Genomic DNA, 15,730 nt, shown 5'->3' with positions numbered 1-15,730 from the left:
TGCTCATCGATGACCGAGCTGGAACGGCAGGAGTGGGACGTCGTCGTGGTGGGCGCGGGCGGCGCGGGACTGCGCGCCGCCATCGAGGCGCGCGAGCGGGGCGCCAGGACCGCCGTGATCTGCAAGTCGCTCTTCGGCAAGGCCCATACGGTCATGGCCGAAGGCGGCATCGCCGCGTCCATGGCCAATGTGAACACCCACGACAACTGGCAGGTCCACTTCCGCGACACCATGCGCGGCGGAAAGTTCCTCAACCAGTGGCGGATGGCGGAACTGCATGCCCAGGAGGCGCCCGAGCGGGTGTGGGAGCTGGAGACCTGGGGAGCCCTCTTCGACCGCACGAAGGACGGGAAGATCTCCCAGCGCAACTTCGGCGGACATGAATACCCGCGGCTGGCCCATGTCGGCGACCGCACCGGCCTGGAGCTGATCCGGACCCTCCAGCAGAAGATCGTCTCGCTGCAGCAGGAGGACGAGGCCGAGTACGGCGACCACGAGGCCCGGCTGAAGGTCTTCCAGGAGTGCACGGTGACCCGGGTGCTCAAGGAGGGCGAGCGAAGCGGGGGGACGGGCGGCCCCCGGGGCAGAGGGCTCGGGGGACGTGTCTCCGGTGTGTTCTGCTACGAGCGGGAGTCCGGCCGCTTCTTCACCCTGGAGGCGCCCGCCGTGGTGCTGGCCACGGGCGGCATCGGCAAGTCCTTCAAGGTGACGTCGAACTCGTGGGAGTACACGGGCGACGGGCATGCGCTGGCGCTGCTCGCCGGAGCCCCGCTGCTCAACATGGAGTTCGTCCAGTTCCATCCGACCGGGATGGTCTGGCCGCCGTCGGTGAAGGGGATCCTCGTCACCGAGTCGGTGCGTGGCGACGGGGGGGTGCTGCGCAACAGTGACGGCAAGCGGTTCATGTTCGACTACGTCCCGGACGTCTTCAAGGAGAAGTACGCGGAGTCGGAGGAGGAGGGCGACCGCTGGTACGAGGACCCGGACAACAACCGGCGCCCGCCCGAGCTGCTCCCCCGTGACGAGGTCGCCCGCGCGATCAACGCCGAGGTGAAGGCGGGCCGGGGATCCCCGCACGGCGGTGTGTTCCTCGATGTGTCGACCCGGATGCCGGCGGAAGTGATCCGGCGCCGACTGCCTTCGATGTACCACCAGTTCAAGGAACTGGCCGACGTGGACATCACGGCGGAAGCCATGGAGGTCGGGCCCACCTGCCACTATGTGATGGGCGGGATCGCGGTCGAATCCGACACCGCTTCCGCGGTCGGGGTCCCCGGGCTGTACGCGGCGGGCGAGGTCGCCGGCGGTATGCACGGCTCCAATCGGCTCGGCGGCAACTCGCTCTCCGATCTCCTGGTCTTCGGCCGGCGCGCGGGACTGCACGCCGCGGAGTACGCCTCCGGGCTCGCCGGGGCACGGCCGCTCGTGGACGAGGCGCAGATCGATGCCGCGGCGGCGGAGGCGCTGCGTCCGTTCAGTGCGGAGGGACCGGAACCCGGCACGGCCCCGGAGAACCCGTACACGCTGCACCAGGAACTCCAGCAGGCGATGAACGACCTCGTCGGCATCATCCGGCGCGAGGCCGAAATGGTGCAGGCCCTGAAGAAGCTGTCCGAGCTCAGGGTCCGTGCACGTCGGGCCGGGGTGGAGGGACACCGCCAGTTCAACCCCGGTTGGCATCTCTCGCTCGACCTGCGGAACATGCTGCTCGTCAGCGAATGCATCGCCCGGTCCGCCCTGGAACGCTCCGAGAGCCGCGGCGGCCACACCCGTGAGGATTGTCCCGGGATGGAACGCGATTGGCGCCGGATCAATCTGCTGTGCCGGCTCGCCGACGCCACGGGGGGCCTCGCGGCCACGGACCCGGCACGCGGCCAGATCGATCTCGAACGGAAGACCACCGAGCCCATCCGCAACGACCTGCTGGCCCTCTTCGAGAAGGAGGAGCTGGTCAAGTACCTCGCCGAAGAGGAGCTGTACGAATGAGCACGTACGACGCTCGATTCAGGGTGTGGCGCGGCGACCAGGAGGGCGGGGAGCTCAGGGACTTCACGGTCGAGGTCCATGACGGTGAGGTCGTCCTCGACATCATCCACCGGTTGCAGGCCACTCAGGCATCCGATCTCGCGGTGCGATGGAACTGCAAGGCGGGCAAGTGCGGCTCGTGCAGCGCCGAGATCAACGGCCGGCCCCGGCTGCTGTGCATGACCCGCATGTCGGTCTTCTCGCGCGACGAGACGATCACGGTGACTCCGCTGCGGGCCTTCCCCGTCGTGCGCGATCTCGTCACGGACGTCTCCTTCAACTATGCCAAGGCCCGTGAGATCCCTTCTTTCGTCCCGCCCCCCGGGGTCGCCGCGGGCGAGTACCGCATGCAGCAGATCGATGTGGACCGCTCGCAGGAGTTCCGGAAGTGCATCGAGTGCTTCCTCTGCCAGGACACCTGCCATGTGGTGCGTGACCACGAGGAGAACAAGGCGGCGTTCGCCGGGCCCCGTTTTCTGATGCGGGTGGCCGAACTGGACATGCATCCCCTGGATGCGGCGGCCGAGTCCGGCCTGGACCGTAAGCGCACAGCTCAGGACGAGCACGGTCTGGGCTACTGCAACATCACCAAATGCTGCACAGAGGTGTGTCCCGAAGGCATCAGGATCACCGACAATGCGCTGATCCCGCTGAAGGAGCGGACGGTCGACCGAAAGTACGACCCCCTGGTGTGGTTGGGCAGCAAGATCCGGCGCCGGACGGAATGACGCCGTTTTCCGGGCGGGCGTGCGGGTGGCCGATGCCGCCCGCCCGGGACCGGCGCCTCGGGGGCCGCCTTCGGACGTTGGCGCCTCGTGGGTCGGCCGCGGGGGCGGTGCCCCTGACGCACCGGGCACGGGGCCGGTACTCCCCACTCCTCACGGGCAGGGCACGGGCCGGTGCTTCCCGGAGCCGGCTGCGTGCCGGTGCCCCCGTCCCGGCCGCCTCGGGGCCGCGGCGCCCCTCGTACTCGCGCTGCGCTCAGTGCCACCCTTCCCGGTACGCCGCCCAGTCCCGCTCCTGCGCCGCGAAGTCGACGTAGAGCGCCACCCCGAACCGCTCCCGGTCACGGTCCGTGCGCCCGAGCCCCAGTCGTGTGCCCCGGATGGCCGCGGACACCGTCTCCGCGTTCTCCCAGTGCCCGAGGTCGTCCTCGTGGAAAAACGGCAGCCCCATCAGCAAATCCGTGCTCTGCGGCGTGACTTCGAGCGCAAGGGAGGTCTGCTGGGCGACATACCCGCCGTACAGGCTCTCCAGGGGCATCCAGGTGTCGTACGACATGACGGCTATCTGGTCGACCCGGCGGGCCACTTCCCCGAAGTACTCCTGCGACCACCACTTGGGGCTGCCGGTCACCGCACCCGCGGCGGAGTGCGCGGCCGGCATCGGGTCCATCTGGTGAGCGGCGACCGAGAGCGGCACCCGGCGCTCACGGGTGAGCGCGCGCAGATCGTCGAGGAGCGACAGATAGTCACGGTCGCCGGAGTGAAGCGGCTCCAGGTCGAAATGGACCCCGTCGAAGCCCGCGTCCAGTATGCGGCCCGTCGAACGCACCACGGCGGCCCTCGAGGCGGCCCGCTCGAGGTGCAGCCCGTCCGGTGACTCCGTGGCCAGTCTGTCGCCGAGCCATGCCTGCACCCGCACACCCGGGATCCTGCGGTGGACGCCGTCGATCAGCCATCGCGCCCGCGGATACCTGTCGGCAGGCAGTGCCCCGTCGTGCTCCAGCGGCCCCGCGTGCACATACAGGTCCCGTATCCCGGTCCCCCGTATGCGCGCGGCGAAGGCGTCGAGGTCGGCATCCTTCCTACGGCCGTCCACCCAGGCATGACCGAGCCAGACGGCGTCCTTCCCTCGTGTCTTCGTGCCCTTCCCGTACTCCCCCGCGTAGTTCAGGCGCAGGGCGGCGGCCCCGGTCAGGGCGGGCACGACGAGCAGCAGAACGAGCGCGAGCGCGATACGCCGCGGCCATCGCAGCCTCGGTCCCCCGAGCCGCGCGAGCGCTCGGCTCAGGGTGTGGCGCGGTTGTACGTTCACCGGATTCCCCCGTCAGCGATGCCGTAAGGTCCCCCACCCTAGAGGCAGCCACTGACAGTGACGGTCACGCGCTGTGCACGGTACGCTCGGCGGCGGCCGGCCAGCGCACGTACGAGTCGGCGAATCCGAGGCCCCTGGGCGGGACCCCCGCGTCGGCGGCGCGTACGTCGTCCCAGATCGTGCCGCGGTGCTCCCCCCGCCATGACCAGCAGCGTGCAGGAGCCGCAACCCTGTTCTCCGATGTGGACGGCTCCGTGCGTCTGGGCGTCGTACAGCTCCTCTTGCCGGTCGTCCCAGGCCCGGTGGGCCCGCCGGAACTCCTCCTCGTCCGCGAACGCGTCCCGCTCCGGCTCCTCGCCGTCGTGCGCGTCGAGCCGGCGCTGAATCCCGTCGGGGGCGAGGTCCCGGCCGGCGTCGGAGACGGCCGTGCCGATCCCCTCGTACGCCAGACCCGCACTGCTCCAGGCCCAGCGGCCGTCCGTGCACCGCGGTGTGGTCAGCCCGTAGTCCCGCCTGGCGCCTTCCCGCCCCCACCATCAGCAGAAAGTCCCTGTACTCGGCCGGCAGCCCCGCGCCGAGCGCCGTCTCGAGGGCGCTGACGTCCTGTTCACTCAAACGGGGGCGTAGCTCGAAGCCGTACCCCGCGGCGCCGAAGACCTGGTGCGCACGGCCGCTCCCGCGCAGCGCCGTCACCCGCTCGCGCACTCCCGCCCATATGTCCCGCGTCCCCTCTCCCATGCCCCCAGGGCAGGGAGGACGTGGCACCGCAGGCCCGGGGACTTCCGGTGGGCCCTCGACTCGTCCGGTCGCGCGGCCCGAGTGGCGGACATAGCCTCCCCAACGTGACGCGAACAGCCACTCGGGCTCTGCTCGCCGTGATGGTGGCGGCATGGTGGCTCGTCGTGCCCGTCGCCCAGGGCGCCCGGGCCGAGGACCCGGTGAAGCTGTCGGGCCAGGGCCAGATCACCGACCGGGTGGACGCGCTCGGTGACCTGGAGAGCAAGGTCGCAGCGGCCCTCGACCGGCTCTACGACGACCAGCGCCTCCAGCTGTTCGTGGTGTACGTGCGCGACTTCTCCGGCCGCCAGGCGCAGAGCTGGGCCGACGAGACCGCGACGAGGAACGGGCTCGGCAGCAACGACGTACTGCTCGCCGTGGCCACGCGCGACCGGCAGTACGCGTACTCCGCCGAGGCCGGCTCACGGCTCACCCAGGCCCAACTCGACGACGTGGCGCAGACCGCGATCGAGCCGGCCCTCCGGCAGAACGACTGGGCGGGGGCCGCCATCGGGGCGGCGAACGGCTACGACGCGGTGCTCTCCGGGCGGCCCGTGCCCACACCGACGATCACGCCCGGAGCGGCCGACCCCGGCGGCGGCGCAGAGGGTGTCTCGGCCACCGACCTCGTCGTCCCGGTCGCCGTCCTGGGCGGGGCGGGCGCCCTCGCCGTCTACGTCTACAGCCGGCGCAGGAGCCGGGCCGCCGGGCATCCGACGGCCACGGGCGGCCGGCAGACCTGGCAGGGGCCCGGGCGGCCGGCGGAGCCCTCGGCCGCACCTCTGCCCGCGCTGGACGAACTGGACGCCCGGGCCAAGCGGACGCTCGTGGCCACGGACGACGCGCTCCGCACGAGCCAGGAGGAACTCGGTTTCGCCACCGCCCAGTTCGGCGAGGCGGCCGCGAAGCCCTTCACGGAGGCCGTGGCGTATGCCCAGGGCGAGCTGACGGCGGCGTTCCGGCTGCGTCAGGCACTGGACGATGCGTACGTCGAGGACGACGCGTCCCGGCGGCAGATGCTGGACGAGATCATTGCCCGGTGCGCGGAGGCCGATCGGCGGCTGGACGCGGAGTCGGACGCCTTCGACCGGCTCCGTGCCCTCGAGGAGAACGCTCCGCAGGCCCTCGCCTCGGCCGAGACGGCCTATCAGGAACTCGGGGGACGGGTGGGGACCGCGGAGGCCACTCTCACCGTGATGCGCGAGCGATACGCCGGTTCGGCCTCCGCGCCGGTCATGAGCGATGTCGAACAGGCCAAGGACCGGCTGTTGTTCGCGTCGACGGCGCTCGACGAGGCGCGCGGATCGGCCGACGCGGGGGACAACGCGACCGCCGCGGTCCACATCCGGGCGGCGGAAGGCGCGGTCGACCAGGCCGCAAGGCTCATCGACGCCGTCGACCGGCGCGCCCAGGACCTGGCGGAGGCCGCGGGGAAGCTGCCGGGTGCGCTCACCGAGACGGAGGAGGATCTCGCCGATGCCCGCGGGCTGCTGAAGGGCACGGCGGCCGGTGTCTCCACGGCAGATCTCCAGGGCCGGATCGCGCGAGCGGAGACCGTGGTCACGGATGTGCGCCGGTCGACGGAGGCCGGACCGTACGACCCGATCGACGCGCTGAGGCGGGTCGAGCAGGCGGACGCCGCGCTGGACGAGGCACTGGCGGGAGCACGGGAGCGCGAGCAGGGGGCACGGCGGGCCCGTGCGCTGCTGGATCAGGCGACGCTCACGGCCCGTTCGACGGTCGGGGCGGCCGGTGACTTCATCACGACGCACCGCGGCGCGGTCGGGGCCCAGGCCCGCACCCGGCTCGCCGAGGCACAGCGGCGGCTCGATCGCGCACGGGAACTCGCGGAGGTGGGGGAGGCGCAGGCCGCCCTGGCCGACGCGCAGCAGGCGGACGCGCTCGCCCGGGAGGCGCAGAGCCTCGCCGAGCAGGACGTCCGGTCGTTCGGGAACCCGTTCGGCTCGGGCGGTGTACAAGGAGGTGGAGGTGGGCTCGGCGGTGCCGTGCTCGGCGGAATCATCCTCGGCGGGCTGTTCGGCGGCGGGGGCGGACACAGAGGGGGCGGGGGCTATGGCGGGGGGCCGGGGGGCGGGGGCTTCGGCGGCGGTCCGGGCAGTTTCGGCGGCGGTGGCACTCGCGGCCGGCTGGGCGGCGGTGGCCGTTTCTGACGGAGTGTGCTTCCTCATCCGAATCCGACTCACATCGACTCGCGTCCCGCACAAGGAGAGGTGTCATGACCAAGCAGACCATCATCGGCCGTGTCGCCCAGCTGGCGAAGGCCAACATCAACGCGCTCCTGGACCAGGCCGAGGACCCACAGAAGATGCTCGACCAACTGATCCGGGACTACACGAACAACATCGCGGAGGCAGAGCAGGCCGTGGCGAGCACCATCGGCAATCTGCGCCTGATGGAGCAGGACCACCGGGAGGACGTGGAAGCGGCCGAGGAGTGGGGCGGCAAGGCCAGGGCGGCGAGCAGGAAGGCCGACGAGCTGAGGGAGTCGGGGCACGGCGCGGAGGCCGACAAGTTCGACAATCTCGCAAAGGTGGCCCTGCAGCGGCAGTTGCAGTCCGAGCGGGAGGCGAAGACCGCGGAACCGACGATCGCCGCGCAGACACAGGTCGTGGACAAGCTCAAGTCGGGTCTCGACCAGATGAAGACGAAGCTCGGCGAGCTCGGGGCGAAGCGGGACGAGCTGGTGGCCCGGAGCAAGTCCGCCCAGGCACAGAACCAGATGATGGACGCCGTCAAGAACGTCAATGTGCTGGACCCGACGAGCGAGCTGAACCGCTTCGAGGACAAGGTACGCCGGGAAGAGGCCAAGGCCATGGGCAAGCAGGAGCTCGCCGCCTCGTCACTGGACGCCCAGTTCGAGCAGCTGGACACCCTTGGCGACAGCGCGGAGATCGAGGCCCGGCTGGCTGCGCTGAAGGCCGCGTAGCGGCCCCGGGCCCGGGCGGCAGGCCCCGGGGCACCGTGCCCCGCCGCACAGGCTCCCGGCTCCGCCCTCCGCCCCCGGCCCCGCCCGGCGGCGCGGCGGGCCGCCTGCCCAAGGGGGCCGACGGCGGACCCGAGCCCGGGTCAGAACATGCTGAGCAACTGTTCCGCGCTGGGCTCGGCCGTCGAGTCCCCGTCCGGCAGGGCGAGTTCGAACCACACGGTCTTTCCTCGCGGGGTGCGGCGCGAGCCCCATGCCGCACTCAGCAGGCCGACGAGCTGGAGTCCGCGGCCGCCCTCGTCGGTGTCCCGGGCGCGCCGCCGCCGCGGTTGTACGAGACCGGCGTCCCACACCTCGCAGACAAGGGTGCGGTCACGCAGCAGCCGCAGGCGGATCTCACCCTCGCCGTAGCGCAGCGCATTGGTGACGAGTTCACTGACGAGCAGCTCGACCGTGTCCACGAGCGGTTCGAGTTCCCAGGCCACCAGCTGGGCCCGCGCGAGCTCACGGGCCCTGCCCACGGAGCGCGGCTCCCGGGGCAGCCTCCAGTCACCCACGGCCTCGGAGGGCATCCCCTGGATCCGTGCCATCAACAAGGCGATGTCGTCCTCGCCGTGCCGGGTGTCGAGGGTGCCCAGGACGTGGTCGCAGATGTCCTCGAGCGAGCCCAGGGTGCCTCCGCCGCCGGTGTCCGGCGAGATGTCGGCGCGCAGCACGGACGTCGGCGGCCGGTGGCCCGGCAGCGGACGGGAGGGGTCGGTGAGTGCCTTGCGCAAGGCACTGAGGCCCTCGTCGAGGGGATGGTCACGGGATTCGACGAGCCCGTCCGTGTAGAGCGCGAGCAGCGCCCCCTCCGGAAGGTCGACCTGGACCTCCTCGAAGGGCTCCCCGCCGACTCCGAGGGGCATCCCCGGGGGTACGTCGAGCAGCAGGGCCTCCTCACCGGGTTCGACGAGGATCGGCGGCAGATGCCCGGCGTTGGCGAAGGTGCAGCGCCTGGTCACCGGGTCGTAGACGGCGTACACACAGGTGGCCAGATACACCTCGGAGAGCTCGGGACCCCGGGACTTGTGGGCGACGCGGGACGCCTGCTGGGCGCCGCTGGGGGTGCCCAGACCGCGGGCGATCTCGTCAAGTGCGGAGAGCACCTCGGCGGGTTCCAGATCCAGCAGCGCCAAGGTCCGCACCGCGGTGCGCAGTTCGCCCATGGCCACAGCCGCGCGCAGCCCGCGGCCCATGACGTCCCCGACGACAAGTGCGGTGCGGTGGCCGGGGAGTTCGATGACGTCGAACCAGTCGCCGCCGACCTCTGTGGCGGTGTTGCCGGGCAGATAGCGGCAGGCGATGTCGAGGCCCGCGGCTTCGGGGTCGCCGGGCGGCAGGAGACTGCGCTGCAGTATCAGGGCCCGTTCGTGCTCCCGCCGGTAGAGGCGCGCGTTGTCGATGCAGACCGCCGCGCGGGCGGCGAGCTCGACGGCGAGCGCCCGGTCCCTTTCCCCGAAGGGCTCGCTGCCCTTCGCCCGGGAGAACTGGACGAGCCCGACGACCGTGTCGTGCGCGACCATCGGAACGGCGAGGGTGGACTGGACGAGACCTCCCTCCTCGCCCGGGACGGCCTGGACGCGAGCGGTGCGCAGGGCGACTGCGGACGGGGAGCTGAAGGGGTAGCGGTGGACCGCGCCGACACGGGGCGAGGCAGGCGACCCTGCACCGGTTCCGCCGGAGCCTTCGGAATCACCGACCGTGAGGGCACCGGCGACCGCGCTTGCGAAGGCGACGCGGCGCAGCTCTGCGCTGCCGCCGCCGTAGCCCTCGGAGGGGGTGGAACTCCAGCGTCCCGGCGGGGCTTCGTCACCCGTGAGGAGACCCTGGTAGAGGTCGACGGATGCAAGGTCGCAGAAGCCCGGCACCGCGACATCGAGAAGTTCGCGGGCGGTGGTCTCCAGGTCCAGGGAGTTGCCGATCCGGGCACTGGCCTCGTTGAGGATGGCCAGGTTGCGGCGGGCACTTGCAGCCTCGCGGGCGGCGATGTGGCGGCGGGTGACATCGGTGCCCACTCCCGCGACGCCGATGGGGCGGCCCGAACCGCTGTGCACGCGGTAGAGGTTGACGGACCAGTGGCGGCGTTCGGTGCTGCCCGGGACGCTGCCGACGATCTGCAGATCCGTGACGGCCTCCCCGGTCTCCAGGACCCTTCGGAGCGCGGCGGTCATCCGCTCGGCCTCGGGCCGGGAGAGGTAGTCGTGGACGCTGCGGCCACGATGGTCCGCAGCCGCACCGCCGAACACGGTCGCGAAGCGTTGATTGGCGCGCACGACGGTGAGGTCGGGGCCGAACAGAAGGAAGCCAAAGGGAGATTGACCGAAAATTGCCTGCGAAGCGGCAAGATCCGTCTCAATTCCCCGCAGTGCGCGGACGTCGACGACGATGCAGAGGGCGGCGCGCTCGCCGCTCTCGGTCTCGCTCGGCATGACATAGACCTCGGCCAGGCCATGGGCTCCGCCCTCACGGGGCATCCGGAAGGGGACGAGACCTGTCCACTCCTTGCCGTCGAGGATCTCTGCGATCTTGCGGTGCCCCCGGGAGCGCAGCTCGGCAGGCATGAAGACCTCGATCGGGTCCTTTCCCCTGACCTCGGCGGGCTCGATACCGAACTGCTCGGCGGCGCGCCGACTCCACTGTTCGACCAGCCCGTCGGGGCCTATCGAGAAAGACGCGACCTTGATGTAGTCGTATATCGAGCCGGGCGGACTGCTCTGCCACACCACGCTGCTCGCCGTCTCAGGTATCTCGCTCACGCGACCGTCCCCTCCAGCTCACCGCACCGGACCGGCCATGCCCGCAGTATTCAGCACTACGGCTCCTGGCGACACGGCGTTCACGATCACAGAGCGGTCTCGTTCATTTTGAGCCGGGACCGCAATGATCGTTGTCCCTTCACACTCCTAACCAGGGAGGGGCAGCTCGAACCACACGGTCTTGCCGGTTCTGCCGCGCCGCGTCCCCCACCGCCTGGCCGTGCAGGCCACGAGCTGGAGTCCGCGCCCGCCCTCGTCATCGGGGCCGGCGGGGCGCTCGAGGGGCGGATCCGGAAGCGGATCGGAGACCTCCACCAGCAGCGCGGACTGGGGCGGGACGGCCGCGCCGTCGGGATGCAGGCGCACCAGGCGAACGCCGATGGGGCCGGAGGCATACCGAAGGGAATTGGTCACGAGCTCGCTGACCAGGAGAACGGTCACATCACCTATGGCGGTGTCCATTCCCCAGGCCCGGAGGGTGTCGCGAACGGCGTGGCGTGCGGTGCGTACGGCACCGGGATCGCCAGGCAAGGTCCACTCGGCGGCGTCGCCATCGGTGTCGATCACGCCGATCACTTCCCAAGGCCAGCCGGGGCCGCTGACCCATATCCTTTTTCGGGCGGTTAAACAGCACATACCCGATATTCCGGGCATGCTATCGCCGCGAGTGGCGCAGGGTGGCACGGATGGCGTACGACCCTCAGCCGGTGGCACCATCCACGGGATCCGGGGAGTCCGCGGATGGCGCCGGGCCCGGAGCCCCACGCGAATCCGGGGGCAGTCGGCGCACCGCGGCTTCGACCGCGGGCCGGTCCTGCGGCAGCCAGTCGACGAGGTCCAGCTCATCGGGCGCGAGCCAGAGCAGTTCGTCGTGGTCCTCAAGAGGCCGCGGCTCCCCCGTGAGCAACCGGGCCGTCCAGACATGGAGCACATAGCCGGGCCCCAGGGGCCACTCGCCGGGCACCCGTTCGATCGGTTCCGTCTCGACACCCAGCTCTTCGCGCAGTTCGCGCACGAGTGCCTGCTCGGGAGTCTCACCGGGCTCCAGCTTCCCGCCGGGAAGCTCCCAGCGACCGGCCAGCTCGGGCGGGGCGCTCCTGCGCGCGGCGAGCAGCTTCCCCTGGTCGCACACGGCCCCGGCCACCACGACCCGGGTGGTCCCACGATCTGTCATGCGCCGGAGCGTAACTTGCGCGACGATCCACTCCGCCCACTGCACAACGGGCGACAGCGCCCCCGCGCGCCGGGCGCGGAAGCCCCGGTGTCCGCACCATGGTCCGCGGGGACCTCGATGGACGGGCGGGACCCCATGCGGGGGGGGCGGGCGGCGGGACCTACGTGGTGGTGGCCTGACCCACGCGCTCCACCCAGTAGAGCTGCTTGTGACCACGGGCGCCGAGACTGTCGGCGATCTGTTGCGCCTCGTCCTCGGTGGCGTACCTGCCGACGCGGTAGCGGTTGCCGTTGTCGTCCTGGCGGATCACCAGCCAGGAAAGCATCGCGCCACCGTCATTCATCGCGCCCCTCCCGCTGCCGGCCTGCACATCCTTGACGATCCCCAGGAAACCGCACTCTGCATATGCCTGAGCTTACGCCTGACATTTACGCAGCGGATACGTGTTTTTACAAAGAGGTACGGATCCGGCCAGGGTCCGGGCAGCAACAGGGGGCGCACCTGGCCGGGTGCGCCCCTCGGAACTCTCGCAACCGCCCGCGCCCACCAAGGAATTCAGGCCCGCCGAGACCATCGGGCGGGTCGCGAGTGATGGGGTACATCGCGGGTGATGGGGTACGTCGCGAGTGATGAAGGAAGGCGGCATCGGAAGCCCGGCTGCTGCTGCGTGCACCGGGTCGGCCGCTGCCTCAGCGGCGAGGCATACGCCGCGAGGATCCCGTCTGCCGGCGAATCGGGTCGCTGCCACGAACGGGCGAGGCGGAGTCAGGTGATGACGGCCCGGCAGAGGAGGCGGCTGTCGGTCCCCTGTGCACCACGACCCCGGCGCAGGCGTCGACGAGCGGTGCGGACGGCGGACGGCATGTCCGCCGGGCGGTCACCGCACCGGCAGGTGGTAGGAGATCCGGTAACGGTCGGCCGGCACGACCACGTCCGCCGTCTCGACGGCCAGCCCCGACGCGTAGTAGGTCCGCTGAATGACCATGACCACATGACCGGGTACGCCGCCGAGCGTCAGCAGCTCCTCCGCCAGCCCTGGTCGCGCGCCGACCTCCTCCGCCACGTTGTCCACGACCACATCGATGGCACCCATCCGCTCGACGACCCCGCAGCCGCCGAGCGGGCCCTCCTCGGGCAGCATGACGGGCGTGCGCCCCGTGATGGCGAGCGGCTCCCACGAGGTCGACAGCATCATCGCCTCGCCGGCGTCCCGGAAGACGTACTGCGTGCGCATCACCCGCTCGCCGGCGGCGATCCCCAGCCGTGCGGCGACCGCCGCGTTGGCCTCCACCTGCTCGCTGCTGGACTCCCAGGTGCCCCGGGCACCGTCCGCCGACTGCTCCTGCCGGAAGGGACTGGCGCCGGCGACCGACCGGTACCCGGAGCGGGCGATCCGGCGCGGCACAGGACGCTCGCGCACATAGGTGCCGGATCCGGAACGGCCCTCGACCAGTCCCTCGGCCATCAGTACTTTGCGCGCCTCGAGCGCGACGGTGTCCGACACCCCGTACTCCTCGCGGATACGGGCCTGCGAGGGAAGGCGGGTGTGCGGGGGCAGCGAGCCGTTGACGATCTTCCGGCGGAGATCGCTCGCAACGCGCAGATAGGCGGGCTGCTCACCGAATGTCACTGGCCACTCCCAACAGGTTGACAGACAGCAACAGCGTGGCAACCGTCGGTTGTCCGCCGCAAGCGTAGGCCAGAGTTTCACCAGGCGCGATGACTGCTTATCGCGCTGGGCTTTACCGGGGGTATGACATCCGTCCCCGCCCAGGAGTGCGCCGAATCCTTGTCCCAATGGCCCGGGCCAACGCTTTCGGTTCGTATCGCGGCGATGGCAGGCATGCGCTGCCCCATGGCTCCGTCCGGTCGTCCGGCCGTCCGGGCGTCCGGGCGTCCGGGCGTCCGGGTGGACGTGCCGGTCACCTCGTCCCGGTCGTCCGGATGGACCCCATGGCCAGCCCGTGTCCGCTCCGCTGCCGCACGCTTCGCCACCTCTCTCCCGAGCGGCTGCTCGCCCTGCTCGAGGACGCGGAGCCGGCTGGTGATGCCGCGGCGAACCCTGCCCTCCCGCTGCCCGTGATGCACCAGATGCTCGGGGAGACACGAGGAAGGGGCGGCCGCTCGGCGCGGCCGCCCCTCGTTGCTCATGGCTCATGGCTCATGGTTCGGCGGGGTCAGAACTGCAGGCCCCAGGAATCGATCTTCCCGGTGTCGTAGCGGGCGTTGTCGCTGACCCGCAGCTTCCAGGTGCCGTTCGCGGCCTCCGAGGAGGCGTTGACGGTGTAGGTGGTGTTGATGTTGTCCGAACTGCCGCCGGTGCCATAGCCCTTCAGGGTGTACACCGTGCCGTCCGGGGCGACGAGCTGGACCCTGAGGTCACCGATGTAGGTGTGGACGATGTTCACGGGCACCTGGAGGGCGGACGGCGCGTTGCCGGTGAGCCCGCTGACGGTGACGGGCGATTCGACAGTGGTGTTGTCGTTGATCGCGAAGTCCGTGGTGTTCTCGAACTTCTTGCCGGGCGGCTGGGGGTCAGTGCCGCCTGCACCGACGAACAGCAGGCGGTTCGGGGAACCGGAGCCGGGGTTGCCGACCACGTTCGGGGTGGCCGCCGACGTCAGGGCGGCGGAGACCTGCGCCGGGGTGGCTGTCCGGTTGCCCGCCAGGTAGAGCGCGGCCGCGCCGGCGACGTGCGGGGTTGCCATCGACGTACCGGAGATGGTGTTGGTGGCGCTGTCGCTGCTGTTCCAGGCCGAGGTGATGGAGGAGCCCGGCGCGAAGATGTCGAGCACGCTTCCGTAGTTGGAGAAGCTGGAGCGCGCGTCGGTGCTGGTGGTCGAGCCGACGGTGATCGCCTCGGTCACCCGGGCCGGAGAGGTGCTGGACGCGTCGGACCCGTCGTTGCCCGCGGCGATGGCATAGGTGATGCCGGAGGCGATGGAGTTGCGTACCGCCGTGTCGAGCACCGTGTCGATGCCGCCGCCGAGACTCATGTTGGCGACGGCAGGCTTGACGGCGTTCTGCGTCACCCAGTCGATACCGGCGACGACCTGTTCGGTGGTTCCGGAGCCCTGGTTGTTGAGCACCCGCACACCGACGACCTTGGCCTTCTTCGCCACCCCGTAGGAGGAGCCGGCGACCGTGCCGGCGACATGCGTGCCGTGCCCGTGCCCGTCCTGCGCCGTGTTGTCGTTGTCGATGGCGTCGTAGCCGTACGAGGCCCGGCCGCCGAAGTCGCTGTGGGTGATCCTGACACCGGTGTCGATGATGTAGGCCGTGACGCCCTCGCCCGCCGAGTCGGGGTAGGCGTAGCTCTGGTTGAGCGGGAGCGCCTTCTGGTCGATCCGGTCCAGGCCCCAGGACGGCGGGTTCGGCTGTGTACCCGAGATCGTGAGGACACGGTTCTGCACGACGGACTCCACGGCGGGGTCCGCGGCGAACTTCCTGGCCTGCGCGTCGGAGAGCTCGACGGAGTATCCGTTGAGGGCGGCGTTGTACGTCTTCCTGATCTTCGCTCCGTACTCCGCGGCGAGGGCCTTGCCCGCCTTGGAGCCGGCGTCGGCGGCCGACTCGTCGAGAGTGACGATGTAGCTGCCGGCGATGGCGCCGGGTGCTCCGGCGTTCTCGATGACGCCTTCCGGCGCAGCCTCGGCGGCGGTGGCCGGCAGGGCGGAGGCAGTGCCGAGCGCGAGGGCGGCGACGGCTATCGCGGTGGCCGCGGACAGTCTTCGCTGCGAATGACGCAACACGGACATGTGAGGGGTCCTCCTCATTGGCGGTGCGCTGATGTGGGGGAGATCGACAGGGTCATGACAAGTCATGGGGTCGGTGTCCGCACGGTTGCCGTGCGTTGCCACGCCCCTGCCGACCGAAAGATTGACCGATCCGCAGGAAACTCACAAGAGCCTTGACGGCCGCGTAACACATGTGCCACACAACTGCCATCCTGGATCATGTGACGGAATATCACTG

Annotated in this window: 11 protein-coding genes; 4 read left to right on the top strand and 7 right to left on the bottom strand. The window is 70.7% G+C overall.

Annotated elements, in window-relative coordinates; all coding sequences use genetic code 11:
- Positions 1-9: 9 nt before the first annotated feature.
- Complete coding sequence (locus tag AC068D_RS21290; protein WP_478824590.1) at positions 10-1,986, top strand: fumarate reductase/succinate dehydrogenase flavoprotein subunit; 1,977 nt, start codon at positions 10-12, stop codon at positions 1,984-1,986.
- Positions 1,983-2,753: a succinate dehydrogenase/fumarate reductase iron-sulfur subunit gene (locus AC068D_RS21285; protein WP_478824589.1), complete on the top strand. Its 771-nt coding sequence runs from the start codon at positions 1,983-1,985 to the stop codon at positions 2,751-2,753. The genes AC068D_RS21290 and AC068D_RS21285 overlap by 4 nt, the downstream gene beginning before the upstream one ends.
- A 253-nt stretch (positions 2,754-3,006) precedes the next feature.
- Here the strand turns inward: AC068D_RS21285 and AC068D_RS21280 are convergent, their stop codons facing one another.
- Entirely contained in the window at positions 3,007-4,038 is a 1,032-nt protein-coding gene (locus tag AC068D_RS21280; protein ID WP_478824797.1) for a glycoside hydrolase family 18 protein, read from the bottom strand.
- A 902-nt stretch (positions 4,039-4,940) separates the two neighbouring features.
- On the opposite strand from AC068D_RS21280, the gene AC068D_RS21275 reads away from it, so the two are divergent.
- Both AC068D_RS21275 and AC068D_RS21270 read left to right on the top strand, forming a co-directional pair.
- Entirely contained in the window at positions 4,941-7,010 is a 2,070-nt protein-coding gene (locus AC068D_RS21275) for a TPM domain-containing protein (protein WP_478824796.1), read from the top strand.
- 65 nt (positions 7,011-7,075) lie between these two features.
- Positions 7,076-7,786, top strand: a complete 711-nt coding sequence (locus AC068D_RS21270) for a PspA/IM30 family protein (RefSeq protein WP_478824588.1) — start codon at positions 7,076-7,078, stop codon at positions 7,784-7,786.
- 140 nt (positions 7,787-7,926) lie between these two features.
- On the opposite strand, the gene AC068D_RS21265 is transcribed toward AC068D_RS21270, so the two are convergent.
- The 6 genes from AC068D_RS21265 to AC068D_RS21240 all read right to left on the bottom strand — a co-directional run bounded on the left by AC068D_RS21265 (position 7,927) and on the right by AC068D_RS21240 (position 15,513).
- Entirely contained in the window at positions 7,927-10,581 is a 2,655-nt protein-coding gene (locus AC068D_RS21265) for a SpoIIE family protein phosphatase (protein WP_478824587.1), read from the bottom strand.
- A gap of 147 nt (positions 10,582-10,728) precedes the next feature.
- Entirely contained in the window at positions 10,729-11,157 is a 429-nt protein-coding gene (locus AC068D_RS21260) for an ATP-binding protein (protein WP_478824586.1), read from the bottom strand.
- Positions 11,158-11,281: 124 nt separating this feature from the next.
- Entirely contained in the window at positions 11,282-11,755 is a 474-nt protein-coding gene (locus AC068D_RS21255) for a (deoxy)nucleoside triphosphate pyrophosphohydrolase (RefSeq protein WP_478824585.1), read from the bottom strand.
- Between the two features lie 160 nt (positions 11,756-11,915).
- Positions 11,916-12,098, bottom strand: a complete 183-nt coding sequence (locus AC068D_RS21250; RefSeq protein ID WP_478824584.1) for an SPOR domain-containing protein — start codon at positions 12,096-12,098, stop codon at positions 11,916-11,918.
- A gap of 534 nt (positions 12,099-12,632) precedes the next feature.
- The gene (locus AC068D_RS21245) at positions 12,633-13,385 is read right to left on the bottom strand and encodes a GntR family transcriptional regulator (protein ID WP_478824583.1); all 753 of its coding nucleotides are present in this window, start codon (positions 13,383-13,385) and stop codon (positions 12,633-12,635) included.
- A gap of 547 nt (positions 13,386-13,932) precedes the next feature.
- Positions 13,933-15,513 carry a S8 family peptidase gene (locus tag AC068D_RS21240; RefSeq protein WP_478824582.1) on the bottom strand — a complete coding sequence of 527 codons (1,581 nt, stop codon included), beginning with the start codon at positions 15,511-15,513 and terminating at the stop codon, positions 13,933-13,935.
- Positions 15,514-15,730: the final 217 nt, after the last annotated feature.

This window comes from Streptomyces sp. NPDC043861 (assembly GCF_056435905.1).
The sequence above is the reverse complement of the archived record's forward strand: the minus strand, read 5'-3'. Positions and strand labels throughout refer to the sequence as shown.

What these genes read in the sequence shown, in the direction of transcription:
- AC068D_RS21290 (WP_478824590.1), top strand. Translation starts at nt 10, where the DNA reads ATGACCGAGCTGGAACGGCAGGAGTGGGACGTCGTCGTGGTGGGCGCG.
- AC068D_RS21285 (WP_478824589.1), top strand. Translation starts at nt 1,983, where the DNA reads ATGAGCACGTACGACGCTCGATTCAGGGTGTGGCGCGGCGACCAGGAG.
- AC068D_RS21275 (WP_478824796.1), top strand. Translation starts at nt 4,941, where the DNA reads ATGGTGGCGGCATGGTGGCTCGTCGTGCCCGTCGCCCAGGGCGCCCGG.
- AC068D_RS21270 (WP_478824588.1), top strand. Translation starts at nt 7,076, where the DNA reads ATGACCAAGCAGACCATCATCGGCCGTGTCGCCCAGCTGGCGAAGGCC.
- AC068D_RS21255 (WP_478824585.1), bottom strand. Translation starts at nt 11,755, where the DNA reads ATGACAGATCGTGGGACCACCCGGGTCGTGGTGGCCGGGGCCGTGTGC.
- AC068D_RS21250 (WP_478824584.1), bottom strand. Translation starts at nt 12,098, where the DNA reads ATGAATGACGGTGGCGCGATGCTTTCCTGGCTGGTGATCCGCCAGGAC.
- AC068D_RS21240 (WP_478824582.1), bottom strand. Translation starts at nt 15,513, where the DNA reads ATGTCCGTGTTGCGTCATTCGCAGCGAAGACTGTCCGCGGCCACCGCG.